General features: G+C 68.2%; 9 protein-coding genes. 2 read left to right on the top strand and 7 right to left on the bottom strand.

Annotation, left to right across the window (positions count from 1 at the left end; translation table 11 throughout):
* Nucleotide 1: 1 nt before the first annotated feature.
* The 7 genes from ACU0AG_RS01400 to ACU0AG_RS01430 form a co-directional block, all read right to left on the bottom strand.
* A complete protein-coding gene (locus ACU0AG_RS01400; RefSeq protein WP_482780467.1) occupies nucleotides 2–1,387 on the bottom strand; it encodes a multiheme c-type cytochrome in 1,386 nt (461 codons plus the stop codon).
* Nucleotides 1,388–1,502: 115 nt separating this feature from the next.
* A complete protein-coding gene (locus tag ACU0AG_RS01405) occupies nucleotides 1,503–2,249 on the bottom strand; it encodes a hypothetical protein (RefSeq protein ID WP_482780468.1) in 747 nt (248 codons plus the stop codon).
* Nucleotides 2,236–4,290 carry a CHASE2 domain-containing protein gene (locus ACU0AG_RS01410; protein ID WP_482780469.1) on the bottom strand — a complete coding sequence of 685 codons (2,055 nt, stop codon included), beginning with the start codon at nucleotides 4,288–4,290 and terminating at the stop codon, nucleotides 2,236–2,238. The genes ACU0AG_RS01405 and ACU0AG_RS01410 overlap by 14 nt, the downstream gene beginning before the upstream one ends.
* 8 nt (nucleotides 4,291–4,298) lie before the next feature.
* Entirely contained in the window at nucleotides 4,299–7,343 is a 3,045-nt protein-coding gene (locus ACU0AG_RS01415; RefSeq protein ID WP_482780470.1) for a CHAT domain-containing protein, read from the bottom strand.
* 1 nt (nucleotide 7,344) lies between these two features.
* The gene (locus ACU0AG_RS01420) at nucleotides 7,345–13,596 is read right to left on the bottom strand and encodes a beta strand repeat-containing protein (protein ID WP_482780471.1); all 6,252 of its coding nucleotides are present in this window, start codon (nucleotides 13,594–13,596) and stop codon (nucleotides 7,345–7,347) included.
* Between the two features lie 31 nt (nucleotides 13,597–13,627).
* On the bottom strand, nucleotides 13,628–15,451 hold the full coding sequence (locus ACU0AG_RS01425) for a ShlB/FhaC/HecB family hemolysin secretion/activation protein (RefSeq protein ID WP_482780472.1): 1,824 nt from the start codon (nucleotides 15,449–15,451) through the stop codon (nucleotides 13,628–13,630).
* Nucleotides 15,452–15,703: 252 nt separating this feature from the next.
* Complete coding sequence (locus ACU0AG_RS01430; RefSeq protein WP_482780473.1) at nucleotides 15,704–16,561, bottom strand: hypothetical protein; 858 nt, start codon at nucleotides 16,559–16,561, stop codon at nucleotides 15,704–15,706.
* A gap of 159 nt (nucleotides 16,562–16,720) precedes the next feature.
* On the opposite strand from ACU0AG_RS01430, the gene ACU0AG_RS01435 reads away from it, so the two are divergent.
* Both ACU0AG_RS01435 and ACU0AG_RS01440 read left to right on the top strand, forming a co-directional pair.
* A complete protein-coding gene (locus tag ACU0AG_RS01435; RefSeq protein ID WP_482780474.1) occupies nucleotides 16,721–17,371 on the top strand; it encodes a DUF1826 domain-containing protein in 651 nt (216 codons plus the stop codon).
* 89 nt (nucleotides 17,372–17,460) lie between these two features.
* The gene (locus ACU0AG_RS01440) at nucleotides 17,461–19,599 is read left to right on the top strand and encodes a S46 family peptidase (protein ID WP_482780475.1); all 2,139 of its coding nucleotides are present in this window, start codon (nucleotides 17,461–17,463) and stop codon (nucleotides 19,597–19,599) included.
* Nucleotides 19,600–19,627: the final 28 nt, after the last annotated feature.

Raw genomic sequence — 19,627 nt, forward strand, 5'->3', positions numbered from 1 at the left:
GCTATTGCAGCCGCCCGATCGCGCCCGCCGCCGATTTCAGCGCGGCGCGGAAATCCGCCGGGCGATAGGCGTTGGGCTCGTCCACCGCCTTGTAGGCGCGGGCGATATCGGCGCGGATGCCTGCCGCCGCGCCCTGCGTCACCCGCCCTTCGCGCACCAGCGCATTGAGCAGCGTATCGACCGCCATCACCGCCTGCACCGATCCGGCATAATCGGTAAAGCGTGGGCTCGTCGCCTCGCCCGCAATCGTCGCGATCACGCGGAAGGCATCGGCACCGCTATAGCTGCGGGCCGCAAGCGCATCCGACAGCGCGCCTGCGCGGGTGGACAGCGCCTGTGCGGCGGCCCGCGCCTCGCCCGGCCCGGCGCCCATCGCCTTGTGAAAATCGCGCGCGGCCGCCTGGAACGCTCCGGCCTCGCCCGGCACCAGTGCGCCTGCGACAGCCGAGAGCATGATGATGTTCTCGTCATTGAAGGGCGGGTTGCCGAAGGGAATCGGGCGGCCCGGATTGGGCTCGAAGGTGAGCTTCCTCTGCGGCCCGTCGGTGATGGTGCGGTGGCACGAATGGCAGTCGTAGAAATAGAATTGCGGGAAGGCGCCTTCCATCGCGAATTTGGGCTGGGCGAACAGGGTGGTCGCCCGCCGCACCGCCTCGGCCTGACCCACCGCCCACAGGCGCAGGCCATCGGGCGCGGCTTTGCGCGCCGTGTAATCGCCATCGACTGTGTGATGCTGCTGGAGCGCGCTGAACAGATCGAGCTCGAACGACACCCGCGGATGGCCTGCCGCCATCATCGCATGGGTGACGAACTGCCCCTGCTTCGATGAGCCATAATGGCAATCGAGGCACACATTCGCCCGCGCCTTGGGGTTATCGAGCGGGGTCAGCCCTGCCGCCACGTTCGAGGCATGGGTGGCGGGCAGCGCGTAGTGCTCCGCCAGCCACCGGCCGCCGGACGCGCCGTGGCAGCTTTCGCACCCCACCCCGTCGGTCAGCGTGAACTTCGCCCCGCGCTGGCCTGCGGGTGCAAAAGTGGAATGGCAGCCGAGGCAGGCGGGCGCGCTTTGCGCATTGCCGAGCCCGAGGCTGGCGGCGATCTGCTGCCCGCGCCGCCCGCCGAGCACGGCATAGGCGCGGGAATGCGCGCCCGAAAGCGAGGACGGTTCCTGCCAGGTGGCGATTTCGTCCTGCCGCACCACCGCACCATTGCCCTCGGCGCGGCCATGACAGGTCGATCCGGCGCAGCTGGCGACCCCTTCGAAGGTGCCGCTGCCGAACGCGGTAGAGACGGGATAGAGCGCGGCAAGGCCGATCACGGCGATCACGCGGACAGCCTGCGGCCTGCGGGCCAGACCGCCGATCCATCCTGTCCAGAATACCGTCATCCCATCCCCCCCGAGATGCCCGAATGTGCCCGCCGAGTCCCCCGCAGGCCGGCTGCGGCTGTTGTCCCAAGCCTGACCCCGCGATGCAACAGCCAATCCGCCGAAACGGGGCAAATCAGCCGTCAGAACCTTCCGCCGAGGCTTCCAGACTGCTCGCCAGCTGTTCAAGCTGCACCGTGCAGCCCTTGGCGATCAGCGCCTCGGCCAGGGCATCGGGTGCCTCATAGTCCTCGCCCAGCAGGGCAAAGCTGATCTGCGCGCTGGCAGCGTTGTCCGGCCCGGTGATGGTGTAGGGCGCGCCCTCGACAATCGGCAGGCGGGCCGGATCGAGCGCGGCGATCATCACCGCCTCGTCGAAGGTGACATCGACCGCGGCGCCGGTTTCGCGGTTGAACATGCGGTAGGTGCTGGTGCCTTTGGTCCCCGGACGCCACAGGCGCACGGTGGCAAGGTCATACAGGCAGACCGTGCCCGAGCGGGTGACATCGACATACCACAGGCTGGGATTGGTCACCGCCTCGTCATTCACGTCGCGCACGGCCCCGGTGCGCACGCGGGTGGCGGCGCGCTTGCGGGTCAGCGAGGCGAAGCGGTCGGCAGCGACCTGCGGCCGGTCGCCCACGCGGAACGTGCCCGCCCCCTTGATCACCCGCGTGCCATCGGATGTCAGCACCGTGATCACATCGCCCGCCTTCAGGGTGATCGAGGCATTGTCATCGATCTTCTTGCCGACCGGATAGGCGGACGCCGAAGGCCCGGTCGATTTCACCACCACCCCTGCCATGGCGGCAGCGGGCAGCACCATCGCCGCGCCTGCCAGCGCCAGCGCCGAAAGCCGTATCCTGAAGCTATCCGAGAACATAGGTCCCTCCCTCGTCGAGATTATCGATGCGCCGGACGAGATTGCCCAGCGCTGAATCATCCGGATGGCGATCAGCCACGGTCTGCGCCAGCCGCACCGCTGCGGCGCGATCAATGGTCGCCATCGCCAGCGCCTGCACCAGCAGGGCCTTGTCTTCCGCAGGAAAACCGGGCGCAGGCTCGCACAGATCGACCGGACGGGCGCGGCCGCGCAGACGCACCCGGCCCATCGGCCGCCACCAGTCCAGCCCCGACCTTTCGGCGAATTCGCTGCTCGCCATCACCGCCGAATCGAGCGCCTTGTTGGCCGCTTCGAGCCGCGCGGCGGTGTTCATCGAATCGCCCAGCGCCGTGTACTGGATGCGCGTGGCCCCGCCGAAATTGCCGATCACCGCCTCGCCATAATGCAGGCCCACGCGGGTCTTGCCGATTGCGGGAAGGCTGGCGTCCATCGCCGCCACCTCGCGCCGGAACGCCTCGCCCGCCTGCCACAGGGCATAGCCTGCCCGCGCCGCCCGCGTCCCGTCATCCTCCCGCGCAATCGGCGCGCCCCAGAAGGCCACCACCGCATCGCCCACGAACTTGTCGATCACCCCGCCATGATCGAGCACCACCTGGCTCAGCATGTCGAGATAGCGATTGAGCAGCTTTGCCACCATTTCCGGCGGGATCGCGTGGCTCATCTTGGTGAAGCCCTCAAGGTCGCTGAACAGCACGAAAATGCTGCGCTTTTCCCCGCCGAGGTTGAGCAGTTCGGGCCTGTCGATGATCGCCTGCGCAATGTCGCGGGGGATGTATTTGCCCAGCGCCCCGGTGGCGAAATTGCGCTGCACCGCGCCCGATGCGCGCATGGTCGAGGTGACCGCACCGAAGACAATGATCCAGCCGACCAGCCCGCCGACCGCCGGCAGGCCATAGGTGTCGAAGTTCTGCACCTGCAACACGAACGGCATGCCCTGAAAGAACGCCCCTTGCGCGATGCCGAACAGCGCCAGCTTGCGCGCGGGCCATTCGAGCAGCGCGGTGACGATCCCGGCAAGGATCGCCAGCACCGCCATTGCCCAGATCACCCAGTCCGGGATCGGGGTCAGCACGCGGTTATCGAGCATCTGGGCGATGATCTCGGCATGGACGTTGATCCCGGCGGGCACTTCGCCATTGATCGAGGTGAAGGTCGTCTCGACCCGGTCGTAATCGACGATATCCCCGCCGATCAGGATATACTTGCCGGCATATTGCTCCTTGAGGAACGGCAGGATCTCCGGATCGGGATCGACGAAGAGGTCGATCTGGGCCGGGGGAAACAGCACCGAATCCTGATATTTGGGCCGCCGGTAATCAATCGCGCCCTCGTAGGCGGCAAAGGCCTTGGGCTGTTCGCCCGCCTGCTCCAGCATCACCCGCCCGAGCAGCGGCGGCAGGCCTTCGCGGATGTCGGGCCACAGCCGGGTCGCGCCGAAGGTGTTGTCGAGCCGGATGCTGGCGGGGCGCGCCCCGCTGCCCTCCAGCCGCGCCATGAAGGCTTCGAGGAACTGCTGCTGTTCGTATTCGATATCGTCGGGGTTGGTCGCCTTGGCGGCATAGGCGACCGCGACCGGGGTCTTCATCCCCCGCAGCGTGGCGACCAGTTCATCATCCTCGTCCTGCGGCTGATCGAACAGGATGTCGATGCCGATCGCCTTGGGCTCGAAGGTGTCGAGCGTGCGCAGGGTCTCGGCGAGCAACCCGCGGTCGAGCGGCGAGCGTTTGCGCGCCTTGATCAGCGTCTGGTCGGTATAGACCACCAGCACGACCCGCTTGTCCTCCTCGACCAGATCGGCGGAGTAATAGGCCCTGAGATCATAGAAGGCGCGCTCGGCCTCGCTGGTCAGCGGGGTGGGCACCTCGCCATCGGGCAGCACCCAGCTGTAGCGGGCGATGAACAGCGCCACGCATATCAGGAAGACGGTCAGGGCCAACTGGGCGTTGCCCGCCTCGCGCAGATTGCGCCAGCCGCGCCGCAGCCAGCCGAACAGGGGTGCGCGGGGCGCGGCCTCGGTCATCGCTGCGGTCAGCGCGAAAGGCCTGCCGCGCCGTCGCCCACCACCGCAAAGGCCGACCAGTAGAACGGGTGCGAGGTCTGGGCATCGTCCATCAGCGCCTGTTGCGAGGTCTGGAGCGCCGCCGCCGTGGCCGTGCCGTCAGCGGCGAACAGCCCGCCGATCAGGCGGCCGGTGGCGTTGAAATCGTCCGGCACCGGCCAGTGGCTCGCCAGCACGGTGCGCCCGCCCGCGCCCACAAAGGCGCGCACCAGCCCGTCGAGCGCGAATTCGCCGCCGCTGGTCACCCCCGCCTCGCGGGTAGCGCCGATCGTGGCGCTGCCCGCCGTGTCGCAGGCCGAAAGGATCACGAGATCGGCGTCGATCCTGAGGCCGAAAATCTCGGCAAAGCTCAGCAGGCCATCCGATCCCTCGCCCGCATCGAAACTGGTCAGCAGCGCGGGGCGCGGCGGGCATTCGGGCTGGGGCGCGGTGACCAGCCCGTGGGTGGCGAAGTGCAGGATGCGAAATTCGGCCAGATCGGGCAGGCTTGCAATCGCGCTGTCGGTGAAGTCCGCGCCGGTCAGCACCTGCGCGGTGCCGCCAAAGCGGGTGGCAGCCTGTCGCAACTCGTCCGCCTTGATCGGGTTGGCCCAGATGTTGGGTGACCACTGGCACCTCTCGCCCGCCTCCAGCGCTGCCCGCGTGCGCGCAGCACCGGGAGAACCGGTGCCGACCGGCGCATTCTCGCCAAGGCCGAGATAGGCGCGCTTGCCATCCGAAGGCCGCGCCGCGCGCACATCGCGGAACGCCGCTGCCGCCACCGAGGTGCTGATCCGCGTGCTGCGCCCCAGCCATGCGGTGCCGCGGAAGTCATATTCATCGGCATCCTTGCCCGCCATCCGCGCCTGATAGGCGGCAACGCTGGCATCGTCGGTGACGAGCAGGTTGATCGGCAGCTTCAGCAAGGCGCCATCGGGTTCGAACACGATATGCGTGGCGCCCGGCAGCTGATCCGCCACCGGCGCGAACAGGCGCACGTAAAGCTCCCGCGCACGGACGATGTCGAAGGGATAGGTCAGCACCTGCCCGCCTTCGACCACGGCGATGCTCTCGCGGATCTGGCTCACGAGGCTCTCGAGCTGCTTCGGCGTCGCATCGGCGCGCCATGCCTTCGCCGCATCGCGGGTGGCGTAAACGACATAGGCATCCCGGTCGAGCGTCACCAGCTTCACATAGGCCTCGCCCTCGCCAAGGATCGCCTGCAATTCGCCGAGCGTGATCGCATCGCCCGATACCGCACGATAGCGCGGAAAGGCCGCCAGCCGGTCGAGCACCTCGGCCTGTTGCAGCTGCAACTGTTCCAGCTGCGTGCGGCGTTCTTCGAGCATCGCGGCCATGCGGCTGTCCGCCGCTGCAGCGCCTTCCAGTTCGAGCAGGGCGAGCCGCTGCTGTTCGATCCCGCGCCCGAGATTGGTGGCGGTGCGGAACAGCTGCGCCGCCTCGTCGCTCCCGCCGGAAAGTTCGCGGGCGAGCACGGCCTGCGTCTGGGCCAGGCCGGGGCGGCTGAGCAGCTGGCTGGCGGCGAACAGATCGGCAGCTGCTGTGTCGCCTGCGCCTTCGGTGAGCAGCGCGAAGTAGGGCGTCAGCAGCCCCCGCAGCGACGGCAGCGGCCGTCCGCCTGCATCGGCGATGATGTCGCGATACAGCGCCAGTGCCGCGTCGCGCTGGCCATCGCGGGCGTAAAAGCCTGCCAGCTGCGCCCGGGCGCTGCCGAGCGCGGGCGAGCCGGGATAGGTCACCTCCAGCAAGGCAATCGCATCGCCGTGCAGCCCGGCGGCGCGGGCCTTGTCGCCCGCCCGCTCGGCCGCTTCGGCCAGTTCGCCCAGCACCTGTGCCCGCAGCCATGCCACCGACACCACCCGCCCGCCGCGCACGTCGCCAAAGGCCGCTTCGGCGGATTGCAGCAGACCGGTCGCCTCGGCAGAGCGGCCCAGCTGGCGCAGCGCGGTGGCCTTGAGATAGGCGTGCTGGCCGTCAAGCAGCCGCGCGCGTTCGAGCGGGGTCAGGCTGAGCGAATATTCGCCCGTGATCCGCCCGCTTTCGCTCGCCAGCTGGCCCGCCAGCGCGGGGCCGATCTGCAGGCTGCGGATCGCATCGCCATCGGCAAACTCGCTCGCCAAAGGCGCATCGAGGATCGCCAGCGCACGATCGGGCTTGCGCTGGTTGAGCGCGTCCATCGCCTCGTAATTGCGTTGCAGGCGGGCCAGCACCGGGCTGGTCGCCCCCGCATTCCGGCTTTCGCCAAACAGGCGCCGCGCCTCGTTGAAATTGCCGAGATTGGATTGCAGCAGCGCCTCGTTGAGCCGCGCTTCGGCGGCGCCCTTGCCTGCCAGCGCGGCAGACGAGGCCGCGAAGAACTCTGCCGCCTCGGCGAAATTGCCCGCGTTGCTGCGGCGATAGGCCTCGATCAGCGCCTGATCGGCAGCGATCGCTTCAGCCTGCTGGCGGGCAAAGGCGAGAGCATCGGTCGCGCTGGTGATCGGGATTTCGACCTTGCCGGGCACCACCGCATCGCTGGCGAGCGAGGCGATCCCCAGTTCCAGCGCCTTGCCATAGGCAGCCAGCCCGCTTGCGGCATAGGTGCGCCCGCCGCGGCTGCCGATCAGCACATCGGTGCGCAGCACGCTGTCGGACCGCGCGCAGGCAAGCCGCTGCGCGGTGCCGAGGCCCGGCAACTCGCCCGTGCCCTGCGCGCTGCCCGAACAATTCGCCCCCGCCCCGGCAAAGCGCGCCGGAGCGGCCTTTTCGCCCCCCTCGCCCTTGATCACCCACAGCGTGCCGACCGGCGCGGCAGCATCGCGGCAGATGACCGAATAGCGCCGGTCGAACAGCCCTGCCCCCGGTTCGGGCGCAAGGATCTGCGCCTCGCACAAGCCGTTGCTGCCGATCGGAAAGGTATCGCGCAGGCTGAGGCTGGTGCCCTGCCCGGTCTGCGCGGTGACAGTGGTTGCGCACAGCACCGCAGCGGCAGCGACCGCGGCGGCGAGGCGGGCATGGCGTTGGCGCATCGTCATCTCACTTGCCTCCCGCAGGCGGCACGGCGCTGCTGCCGTAGAGCGAGGCATCGCCGCCGCTGGTCACCGGATCATCGAGCAGCGGGTCTTCGGAAATCAGTGGAGCCTCGGGCCGTTCGGGGAAGTCGATGCCGAACCGGTCATCATCCTCGCCCGCCACAGCCGGTGGATCGCCGCCGATCACCAGGGGCGGCTCGAACAGGGTGGGGTTGTTGATTTCGGGCGGTGCCACCACCGGCGGTTCGGGCGGCGGGGGCGGCTGCGGACATTCGCCGGTGTTGATGATGCAATCGTTGAAGGCGCTCGCCGCCAGATAGGTGCTGGTGCCCGGGGCGACGCGGTTGAAATTGACCTCGTCGAAGAACGCCTCGCCCACCACGAACACGCCCGGCGCGGTCTGGCGGCGGCCATAGGCGAACACATCCAGCCCGCCGCCGGGCGATTGCTGGCCGCTGGCGGCGATCGAAAGTCCCCCGCCCCCGACCAGAATGCCGCCGCCCGCAAGCGCCACGCCGGTGTTGCGCACCAGCAAACTGTCGGCTGCGGTGATGCTTACGCCGCCGGCACGGATGTAGCCGAGCGGATCGTCGCTCCCGCTCGCTGCCACAGCCAGCTGCGCGTCACGCCCGGCAAAGCTGCGGTCCTGCTGCAATTGGGTGATCGTGGCTGCGTCCGCTGCCCAGATATCCCTTGCCGTCAGCCGCAGGTTGCCGCCGGGCGCATTGTCCGTGCCCTCAACCCGGATGCTGCCGGGCGTGACAAGCTCGATCCGCCCCGCCTCGATCTGCAAGACATCGGCAGTGGCGGCGCTGATCAAGGCAAGGTTGCCTTCGATCCGCATGACGCCCGATGGAATGTCGCTGCCGACGCGCAGGCGCACCGCGGCAAAGCCGTTGTTGCCCGATCCGGTCAGCGACAGGTCGCGCACCAGCACCGATGGCGGCACGGGCGTGGTGGTCACGTTGATCTGGGGCAGGTTGATATCCAGCTCGCGCGCGCTGATCCGGCCCAGTTCGTCGCCGGTCAGACTGAACCCGTCGCCCTCGCTCGTGCCGCCGAGGATCGCGGTCGCTCCGCGTTCGAGCGAGGTCAGGATCACCCGGTCGGCGCCGATGCGGGCGCCCTGCGCAATGTCGATGTCCCGCGCCGAAAGCCGCACGACATTGCCGCCCAGACCGACGGCGGCGTTGTTGTCGCCTTCGACGATGATCACGCCATCGGAGATGATGTCGACGCTGGTGGTGGTCGCCGCCGCACGCGGCCCGCCGATAATGCCGCCCTGCCCGGTGCGCACGAGGATATCGCCGAAGGCCGAGGCCGAAAGTTCATTGGCGACATTGAGATTGCCGCCGGAAGCGACCAGTTCGGACGCTGACGGATCGCCATCAATCGTATCGCCGGTGGCGCGGGCGGTCAGAGTGCCGAGATTGACGTTCCCGCCGCCGATATTGACGAAGAACTGCCCCGCCGCGTTGTCCCGCGCCGCCGCATCGGCCCCCAGAGCATCGGCGAACAGGCCGAGGCTGGCGATATCGGCCACAGCCGCGCTGCCCGATGCAACCTGGAAGGACGCGGTGCCGCCGAAGCTCGCCCCGCCGGTCGATGTTATCGCGCTGGCGTCAATCTCGACCAGAGCGGCGTCGATCGTGGAGGCGCCGGACAACGTGACCAGCCCCTGCCCGCCCCGCGCCGATCCGCCGGTCTGCCCCGCGCTGCGCGCAGCGGCAAAGGCACGGGCATCGAGCAGGATATCATCGGCATCGAGCGACGATCCCGCAAGGCTCAGGAATGTCCGGCCGCTGGTGGCATTGCCGGTTGTCGCCCCCCCACCGGCGCGGGCCTGCGCCACAAGGCGCAGATTGCGAGCGCCCGTCTGCCCCGCCGCCACCGTCAGGCTGGCATCGTCGAGCAGCATGTCGATCACGCCGCTGGTCGCATTGCCGCCGCGACCGCCGCTGCCGTCCCCGCCATCGCCGCCTTCGGCATTGGCAGTGATCAGCGTCTCACCCGCCAGCGCGACCGTCGATCCGGTGATCGCGATATTGACCGCGCCCGCCGTGGCATTGCCGCCCTGCCCCGCGCTAGCCGCTGCAACACCGCCCTGTGCCAGCGGATCGATCCGCAGGAAACCGCCCGACAGATCGGTATTGTCGAGCCTGAAGGAAACCCGCGCAGCCGTGGCATTGCCGCCGCTCGCGGTGCCTGCCCCGCCTGCAAAGGTGCCGCCGATGGCAATCCCTGTCTCGCCCTGCGCCGAAGGGATGAAGTTGACGGTGGAATCGGTCGCGAGGAACGCCAACCCGCTGCCCTCGCCGCCACCGAAGACATCGCCGCCCGCTGCGCCGTTGCCGCCGGCAGACTGGTCGTTGATGGTCAGCACCCCGACGATATTGAGCGTGCCGTCGATCAGTTCGACCACATTGCTGCCCGCCGTGGCATCGCCGCCATCGGCGCCGCCGGTGGCATTGCCGCCCTGTGCGCCCGAAACACCGCCGATCAGTTCAAGCGTCGCCGCCCCGCCGTTCAGCACGCGGATGCGACGCACCCCGCCAATGGCATTGCCACCAGCCGTGTTGTTGGCCGAGACCACACCCGATCCGCCCTGCGCAAACACCGAGAAGATCGCCGCGCCCATGATGATGGACGAGCCATCGCCATCGACCTCGATCGTGCCGGTCCCCCCGCGGCTGAACCCGCCCGCACCGCCCGCGACGGTGGAATCGCCGCCGAAGCCGCGTGCCAGCAGGCGGATTTCGCCCACGCCATTGGGATCGGCAAGCGGATCGACCGGCAGGGCAATGCTGCCCCCGCCCTGCGCCAGCAAGGTGATCCCGCCGCCAGAGCCGTTGCCGCCAATGCCGGCGCCGCCCGTGGTAACCCCGCCGAAGCCGTTGGCGGCGAGGATCGCGCCGAGGTTCATGTCATCGGCAAAATCGGTCGGCGTGTTGCGCTCGACAATCAGGCGGCTGCCCGTGCCCGCAGAAAAGATCCGCGCATTGCCGCCGCTGGCATCTCCGCCGACAAAGGCTTGCGTTTCCGCGACACCGCCGCGCGCGCTGGCCGTGACCTGCAACGATCCGGCCTGCACCAGCCCGCCCGCCTGCACCTCGACCGAAGCCTCGCCGCCCGCGCCGTCTCCGCCAAAGCCGGACGTGGCGATATCGGCAGGCCCGCCGAAGCCGTTGGCGACGACCGCGGCATTACCGGCGATCGTGCCGGTGCCGGAAACCGGCCCGAGCACGCCAAGCCGGACAATGCCGCCAAAGCCGTCACCCCCGTTGCCATTTTCCGCGCCGCCGCCAAAACCGCTCGCCTCGGCACGCACATCGCCATTGACGGTGACATCCAGCCCCTGAAAATCGAAATCTACCGCGCCGCCGCGCCCCGTTCCGCCGCTGATGCCGATGCCCGATCCGCCGAACCCGTCGGCCCGCAGTTCGATCGTGTCGAGCGTCAGCGTGCCGCCCTGTCCGCCAAAGGCTGCGGCCGTGCCGCCAACCGCTGCGCCGCCGCTGCGTCCCAGCCCGCCGAACGCGAAGGCGATGATTTCGGCAGAGGCGGCCGTGACGTCGCCGGCCCGAACCGTCAGCACCGATACGCCGCCGGTGGCATTGCCGCCATTGCCGGTCAGATCGGGATCGGGCGCATCGCCCGCATCGCCCGCGAAAGCGTCGCTCTGCGCCAGCACATCGCCAAACTGCGCCGACCCCAGCCCGACCGAGCCGTTCTGGCCGAGCAGCGCAAGGCCGACCTGCGCCAGACCGCCGGTGGCATTGCCGCCATCGCCGCTGCCGGTTCCGCTGCCGCCAATGCCCCCGCGCCCGCCCACCGCGCTGGCCACCGCCACCGCCTCGCCGCTGACAGTGATCGTGCCGTTGTCACCGCCGGCAAGGATAAAGGCACCGCTGCCGGAAGCCGGATCAGCCTGATTGGGCACTGCGAACTGCCCGCCAAAACCGTCTCCGCCGCGCCCGCCTGCGATCTGGCTGTCACCCGCGCCGCCATTCCCGCCCACGCCTTGGGCAAAGGCAATCGCATCGCCGCCGATGGTAAGCAGGGCTGTTTCGGTGAGCGTGCCGTCCGCCTGGAAGAAGGAATTGCCGCCCCGGCCAAGCCCGCCATTGCCGCCATTGCCAAAGGTAGCGCTGCCGCCCACCGCTTCGCTGCCGGCAAAGGCGCGTCCGGCGATGGTGATCTCGCCGATAACGGCATTGGCCCCGGCGATCCCGCCAAAGGCATCGCCGCCGGTCTGGCCGTTGCCGCCCTGCGCCAGCGTATCGGCATCGAACCGCCCGCCGATCGCGATCCGCCCGCCGCTGAAGGTGGTGGCCGAAGCCCGCCCGCCCAGCGCCAGCCCGCCGGTGCCCCCGGCATTGGTGCCGCCGCTCGCTTCGGCATCGAGCCTGAGCTGTCCGGTGATGGTGATGTTGCCCGGCCCGGTGATCGAGGCCACCGCCTCCCCCGCATCGGCCAGCGATCCCGCGCCAGCGGTATTGGCGGTTCCGCCGCGTGCATTGGCGCTGGCTTGCGCAAACCCGCCGACATTCACTGTGCCGCCGCCGCCGAAAACCGTGATCAGCGCCTGCCCGCCAAAAGCGTCCGACGCGGTCGAGGGGCCGAACAGCGATCCGTTGGCGCCAATTGCATCGGCGCTGATGATCAGGTTCTGCCCGATGCTGGCGCTGCCGCCCAGCGTGGCAAACACCTCCGCGATCCCGCCGCGCGCCTCGGCCCCGGTCTGGATATCGGGCAAGGTCGTGCCGAGCCCGCGGGCGCTCACCGTCGCCGCGCCATCGATGATGACCTGCCCCCCGCGCGCGCCGATCAGCGCCGATCCGCCGCGTGCCGTGCCGGCAATGCGGTTGAGATCCTCTGCCCCGCCGAAGGCATCGGCAGTCACCAGCGCGTTGCCGCCCACTCTGATCACCGCGCCTTGCGAGGCATCCACCACCGCCACGCCGCCCTGCGCATTGATCGCATCGAGCGTTTGCAGGCTGGAACTGACCACGCCGAAATCGCGCGCATCGACCAACAGGTCGCCGGTGACGCTGAAATTCTGCCCGCCGCTCGCGAACACCTCGGCATTTTCACGCCCGACCAGCAGCAGATTGCCCCGCACGGTGCTGGCGGAGTTGACCGCGATGGCCTGCACCCGGTGCGAACCGATCGCCAGCAGGCTGCTGGTGGCGGTGAAATCCTGAATGAAGATATCGGCGCGCACCGCGGAAAGCGCGGAATTGGCCCCGAAGGTGGCATTGATCCCGTCAGCGATCGAACTGCCATCGACGCTGCGGCCGAACACGTTGTGATTGGCCGACAGGATGATCTCGCCATTGACCACATCCGCGCCCTGCGCCGGATCGAAGCCGAGATTGCCGCGAAACAGCATGGAAATCGGGTCGTTCTGCGCGACCGCGACGCCATAGATCATGTGATTGTCGCCCGCGCCGGTGCTGGCAGGACCGCCGACCGTGCCGTCAACCGTCACCACCTCGCCCGCAGCCGCGGTGCCGACCGGCACGGATATGTCGAACAGCCCGTTCGAAAAGCGCAGGTTCACCACCTCGCCCGCGACATAGGCGTGGCTGCCGTTGACCCGCGCAATCCCGCGCATCTCGACATCGGCGGCAACCACCGCGAAGAACGAATTTTCCGCCAGCGCAGAAATCTGCGCGCCGGGGCTGATGCTGATCCGGGCCGTCGATCCCTGCTGCCCCGCCAGCGTCAGGAAGCCCCCATTGGCAAAATTGTCGAAGTTGTCGGGCGAGGTGTCGAGCGTCGTCAGCAGCAGCCGCCCGACATCGAAGGTGGCATTGCTGCCGACCAGAATGCCGGTGGGCGAATAGAAGGCGACAAAACCGCCCGTTTCGGGAAGCCCGGCGGGGCCGAAAATCTGCGAGATCACCGCGCCATCGATCACCGCAATATTGCCATTGGCGGTGGGCAGGATGCGGTTGAGCACCGCGAAATCGGGAAACTGTCCGGCCTGGAAGATCGCGGTCGCGCCGGTCCGCAGGAAATCCAGCGCATCGCCGTTGTTGTCGACCTGCGGCGTCCAGTCGATCACCACCGTGGGCGAGAAAATCTCGACCTGCGTGGTGGTGGCATCGACATTGAACACCTCGGCCGAACCGAACGTCACATCGGGGCTGGCCTGAATGCCTTGCGCGCTGGCCTGCTCTGGGGCGAGCATCAGCGCGAGAGCCATCGCCGCGCTGCCGCATCCGGCCATCAGCCGCGATCGCTTGCCCATGACGTCTCGGTTCCGGTGCGGGTGGGTCATGTCAGTATCTCCACGGGAACAGGCGGGCGGTCAGCGTGAACAGGAAACGCACATCGCCTCTGGTGGCGGCCAGATCGGGCCGTTCGAGCGGCACGGCGACAAGGAAATCGCCTTGCAGCCCCGGCCCCCACGCCATCCTCAGGCCGCCGCCTGCCGACCACAGCCGGTCGGGATTGGCGGGCCTGCGGCTGGGGTCCTCGTTCCACATCACGGCGACATCGGTGAACAGGTAAGGCTGCCATGCCACGCCGGAGAGGCCCGGCGGCGTAAGCGAGCCGTAACGCATCTCGAAGGCGCCCATGATCCCGCTGTCACCCAGCACCGCGCCCGGATCATACCCGCGCCCGATCGAGAAACTGCCCGCCGCCAGTTCCTCGAAGGCGGGCAGGGCATCGCCGGTGATCTGCGCCCGCGTGTCGAGCGCGAAGGTCAGCAGCGGATCGGGGCGGTATTCGATCCCGGCATCGATCCGCGCCAGCAGCGGGGTGGGATCGGCCTCGATCCGGCTTGGCGGCGCGATCCCGCCGATCACGCAGCCGAGCAGGTTGGCCCGGCAATCGGGACTGGCACCGAACACATCCAGGCCCTGCCGCGCCTCGATCGCGTAACGCAGGCGGACCTTCGGCTCGAACGGTGAATAGCCGCCGCCGCGCAACACCGATTGCCGGTCGATCCGCTCGCCCGCCAGCCGCGCATAGACCATGCGCACGCGGTCTTCGGTCAGGCCGACAGTGTTGATCGTCACATCCTGATCGACATAATCGAAGCCCGCGCTGGCAAACAGGCTGTGCGCACGGCTGCGCACCAGCGGGTAGCTGGCATTGAGCCCGGCAAACACCGTCTCCGCCTCGACATCGAAGCCCGCCAGCCCGACCGAGGGGTTCGCCGTGCTGTAGGTAAACTGCCCGCCGATCCGCAGCCCTTCGCTGCCAACGCGGAAATCGTGGCCGATCTGGAATGTGTGCTGTTCGGCGAAATCGAGCGTGCTGAACAGGGCCACCGAGGTGCGGTCGCCAAGTCCGGTGAGATCATAGATCTCGCCGCGCAGCACGCCCCCGAACCGCCCGATCGATTCCGATCCGAGGTTCTGGACGTTGAGGTCGATCATGCCTTTCTGGCGCAGCACCGCAATCTCGCCGACCAGATCGCCCGGCGCCCCACCCGCGGCAGGGCGCAGCGACAGGCGCACATCCAGCCCCGGCAGGTCATCGGCCAGCAGCAGGTAACGTTCGGCCGTGTTGGTGTTGAACACCGCCTGCGTCGTCAGCTTCTGCAGATAGCCTTCCACCAGCCGTTCCGAAGGCCCCGCCTCGCCGCGCACCCGCACCGCGGTGAGCCGTCCGAACACCACGGCGAAATCGGGAATGCCGTCCGCCAGCGACTGTTCGGGGATTTCGACCGTAGCGAGATAGCCTTGCCGCCGCAGGATCGCGTTGGCATCGGCGCGTATGTCGCACAGCACCGAAACCGGCAGTTCGCGGCCCTGATAGGCGCTCCATGCCGCATCGAGCGACAGGCCCGGCACCCGGTCCAGCCCGGCAAACTGCGCGCCCTTCACGGTGAAACGGATATCGGCAAACTGCGGCTGGTCGAGTGCGCATGGCGCGCGTTCGAAATCGCCGTCAACCGTCAGCGTGACGGCGCGATCATCGCGGCGCTGGTCGGGCGGGATCAGATCGCTGCGGTTGGGCGGGGTGATGGCAAGCTGCTGCGCCTGTGCAACATCTGCATGGCCCGCCAGCGCTGCGGCCAGCGCCGCGGCGCAGATCAACCGGCGCGGCTTGGCACCGCGCAGCACGTGCAGGCTGGATAATACGTGCGGCAAGGCTTTCCCCCGAAGCTGCCACGCCCGCACCACCATGTCAGGCAGCGCGGCGCGATGTGCCTTTCCCCAAGGCTCTGCTGCATTGTCTGCAACAGCGCCCGCGACCCCTCGTCGCCGCAAAGACTACTCCCGCACCGCGCAAACACAAGCGCGCAGGCGGCTTTGCCCGCGCCTGCGGGTCACTTTGTCGCGTTTGCACAAATGGCAACCGGGATCAGCTGCCCGATCGTGCCAGGGTGGGGGTTGGCGAGATCAGCCCGCCGCGGCCAGCATCACCTTGGACGAAGCCGCAGACAGCGCACCCGGTTCAACCGGCAGCTTGGCCGGGCGGGTCGCGGCCGGGTAGGCCTGCTTCAGCACGCCGAGCGCTTCCACGATCCGCGCATGGGCGGCGGGGTTTTCCGCCTTGATCGCCGCGCCCGAGGTCGCAAAGGCGCTCTCGGCCACCCTGGCAAAGCCATAGCCGTCGAGATAGGGTTCGTAGCGGTCGTCTTTCGCGATCATGCGATACATCGCGCTGGCACGCTCGATCTGGTCGACGATCACGCCCATCGCGACCTTGGCCTCTGATGCATCGCTCGCCGGTGCCTTGCCCGCCGCACCGCGCAGCGCAGCGATGATCTTGTCATAGGCCTTGCCGACGTCCGCCACGCTCTTGCCTTCGGATGCGGCGACCGAGGCTTCGGTCAGCAGCGGCTTGAAATCGGCCACGCCCAGCTTGGCGAACACCGGGTCCATCTCCACCAGCACTTCGGCCGCCGGGTGCGCGAACATTTCCGCAGCCGCGTCCTTCTTGCCCGCCGCATAGGCATCGCGCGCGGCGACGACGTGGGCCTCGGTCACGGCAAGGGCAATGCCATAGGCAACCGGATCGGTGGCTGCATCGGCGACCGCAACGCCGCCCTCGCCCTCGCCGCCGGCAGCCTCGCCGCCAGCCCCTTCGCCGCCGGCGCCGCCTTCGCCCTCACCGGCAACCGCCGCGCTTTCGCCGCCGGCTTCGCCGCCAGCCGCGCCCTCACCCCCCGCCTCACCGCCGCAAGCGGCAAGCAGCCCGCCCGCAAGCGCGGTGCCGAGGCCAAGCTGGGTCCAGAGTTTGAGCGTGCTGTTCATGGGAGGCGGAATCCTTTGCGGGTGAAGCGATCAGGCCGACGCAATGGCCGAACTGATAATCATTCGCAAGATGCTTTTGCGCCCCCTGCCTTGCACAACCCCGCACATCGGCATATCGGTATGTTACAACGTTACACATTTCCGAGGCCGATGCTTCCGATGACCGACCTGTTGACCCGCTCCGCCCGCTGCGCCGCGACGCCCGCCGTGCTGGCCGCAATCCGCGACGAGGCATGCAATCTCGCGATCTGGCAGCGCGCACCCTTTGCCGATTTCACTCCGCTGACCGAAGGCGATCCGCAGGACCTGCGGTTCGAAAGCGGGCTGGACGATCTGCCCGCGACGCTGCGGCGCGCCCTTCGGGACAACGGCTTTGCCGGGACGGGGCTGCACGAGACCCTGATCGCCGATGCCGCGATCCTTGCGCGCCTGTTCTGCGAGGCGATGGATCTCGCCCGGTTCGAGCTGCGGCTGGAGGTGGTGCGCACCGATTCCTGCCGCAAGTTCCACGCCGATTACGTCACCGCCCGCCTGATCACCACCTATGCCGGCGAAGGCACCGACTGGCTCGACGATGCCGATGCCGCACGGGTCGCCGCCGGGCAGGAACCGCGCCGGATCAACCGCCTCTCGGCCTTCGATGTCGGACTGTTCAAGGGCAAGCTCGCGACTGCGCGGCCTGCCATCCACCGTTCCCCGCCGATTGCCGCAAGCGAGGGAATCAGGCTGCTGATGGTGCTCAACCCTGCCAGTCGGTCGTTCGTCGATGGGCCGGATTCGGCCCTTTCGCCGGTCGTCCAACTGTCTTAAACGCCGCGCCATGCGCCCGCGCGGGCGCGGTACGGACATGACCGCCGCCCGATCCCGGGCCGCCGGTCTTTTGCATGAGGTTGCCGCCAATGAAGAAGTTCCTGCTCGCCGGGGCCAGTGCCCTGATGGTTGCCGCACCTGCCGCAGTGCAGGCCGATGAAGGCATGTGGCTGCCGAGCCAGACCGGCGCTCTGGCCGAACAGCTCAAGGCCGCAGGGCTCGAACTCGATCCGGCCACGCTGGGCGATCTGAACCGCCCGCCGCTGACTGCCATCGCCTCGCTCGGCGGCTGTTCGGCAGCGTTCCTGTCGCCCGAAGGTCTGGTTGCCACCAACCACCACTGCGTGGTCGGCTCGCTGCAATACAATTCCTCGCCCGAGGCCGATTACCTCACCGACGGCTTCCTCGCCAAGACGCTGGCCGATGAACTCCCCGCCGCCCCCGGCAGCCGCATCTACGTGATCGAGGACCTGCGCGATGTGTCCGCCGCGATGCTCAAGGGCACCGAAAAGCTCGAAGGCCGCGCCCGGTATGACCGGTTGCAGGCCAACCGCCAGGCGCTGATCGAGGCGTGCGAGAAGCAGGCCAACCGCCGCTGCGATGTGCGTGCCTATTTCGGCGGCGCGCAGTACTGGTTGCAACAGCAGCTGGAGATCAAGGACGTGCGCCTCGCCTATGCCCCGGCCGCGGGCGTGGGCAATTTCGGCGGCGAGAAGGATAACTGGATTTGGCCGCGCCACACCGGCGATTTCGCCTTCTACCGTGCTTACGTGGCCCCCGACGGCTCTTCGGCGCCCTTCAGCAAGGACAACGTGCCGTTCAAGCCCAAGGCCTTCCTGCCGATCGCCAAGACCGGCGTGAAGGACGGCGATTTCATCATGGTCGCCGGTTTCCCCGGCACCACCGAACGCCTGCGCACCGCCGAGGAAGCGCGTTTCTATTACGAAGAGCTCTACCCCTACCAGCAGCGCATGCTGGCCGAATATGGCGACCTGATCGAAGCCCAGACCGCGGGCAATCAGGCCGCCGTGATCGCCTATGCCGCAACGCTTCAGGGCGTGGAGAATTACGAAAAGAAGATCGCCGGACAGATGGCCGGGGCCGATGCCATCTCGCTGGTGGAAAAGAAGCAGGCCGAGGAAGCCGGCTTCCGCGCATGGATCGCGGCCGATCCCAAGCGTCAGGCGCAATATGGTGCGGCGCTGGCCGAATATGACCGGCTGGTGGCCGAAAGCAACGCCGAGGCGCTGGCCGATGCCAAGCGCGGGATGCTGGGCCGCGGGCAGCTCTACGGTGCCGCCCGCCAGCTTTACCGCTGGGCCAACGAACAGGCCAAGCCCGCAAAGGACCGCGAACCCGGCTATCAGGAACGCGACCGCGCCTTCATGACGCAGGGCATGCAGCGCATCGAGCGGCGCTTTGTCGCCGAAATCGACAAGGCCCTGTGGGAAGACGGCATCGCCGAATACCGCACCCTGCCCGCCGACGCCCGCAGCGCCAGCTTCGATGCCTTCATGGAAGGCCGCGATCTGGCAGCGATGTATGCCGCGACCGAACTCGGCAACACCGCCAAGCGGATGGAGTGGATGGGCAAGACCCCGGCCGACTTCAAGGCATCGAGCGATCCCTTCATCCAGCTCGCAGTGGCCACCTATGACGAGGCCATGGCGGACGAGGCGAAGGAAAAGGAGCGTTCGGGCATTGTCCAGAAAGCCCGTTCCAAGGTGATGGAAGCGCGCCTTGCCTATGCCGCCTCTCAGGGCAAGGCGATGTATCCCGATGCCAACGGCTCGCTGCGCTTCACCTATGGCAAGGTGACGGGCAAGGCGGTTGACGGGCAGATCTGGACGCCCTTCACCACCGCCGAAGGGATCGTCGCCAAGCACACCGGCCGCGGCGAGTTCGATGCGCCGGACAAGATGATCGAACTGATCAAGGCGAAGGATTACGGGCGCTATGCCGCACCCGAACTCGGCACGCTGCCGGTCGATTACCTTTCGACCGTGGACATCACCAACGGCAACTCCGGCTCCTCGACGCTCAATGCGCGCGGCGAGTTCGTGGGGCTGGCCTTCGACGGCACGATCGAAGGCGTGGTCAGCGACTGGATGTATGATCCCAAGATCAACCGCACCATCCACGTCGACAGCCGCTTCATGCTGTGGACCATGGAAAAGGTCGACGGCGCGGATCGCCTGCTCAGGGAAATGGGCGTCAGCGCCGAGTAAAATCTGAATAAGTATGCGGCGCGTGGGA

The organism is Erythrobacter sp. RANMB8 (assembly GCF_056848235.1).

Coding starts and splice junctions, on each gene's coding strand:
- ACU0AG_RS01435 (WP_482780474.1), top strand. CDS start 16,721: ATGACCGACCTGTTGACCCGCTCCGCCCGCTGCGCCGCGACGCCCGCC.
- ACU0AG_RS01430 (WP_482780473.1), bottom strand. CDS start 16,561: ATGAACAGCACGCTCAAACTCTGGACCCAGCTTGGCCTCGGCACCGCG.
- ACU0AG_RS01440 (WP_482780475.1), top strand. CDS start 17,461: ATGAAGAAGTTCCTGCTCGCCGGGGCCAGTGCCCTGATGGTTGCCGCA.
- ACU0AG_RS01415 (WP_482780470.1), bottom strand. CDS start 7,343: ATGACGATGCGCCAACGCCATGCCCGCCTCGCCGCCGCGGTCGCTGCC.
- ACU0AG_RS01410 (WP_482780469.1), bottom strand. CDS start 4,290: ATGACCGAGGCCGCGCCCCGCGCACCCCTGTTCGGCTGGCTGCGGCGC.
- ACU0AG_RS01400 (WP_482780467.1), bottom strand. CDS start 1,387: ATGACGGTATTCTGGACAGGATGGATCGGCGGTCTGGCCCGCAGGCCG.
- ACU0AG_RS01405 (WP_482780468.1), bottom strand. CDS start 2,249: ATGTTCTCGGATAGCTTCAGGATACGGCTTTCGGCGCTGGCGCTGGCA.
- ACU0AG_RS01420 (WP_482780471.1), bottom strand. CDS start 13,596: ATGGGCAAGCGATCGCGGCTGATGGCCGGATGCGGCAGCGCGGCGATG.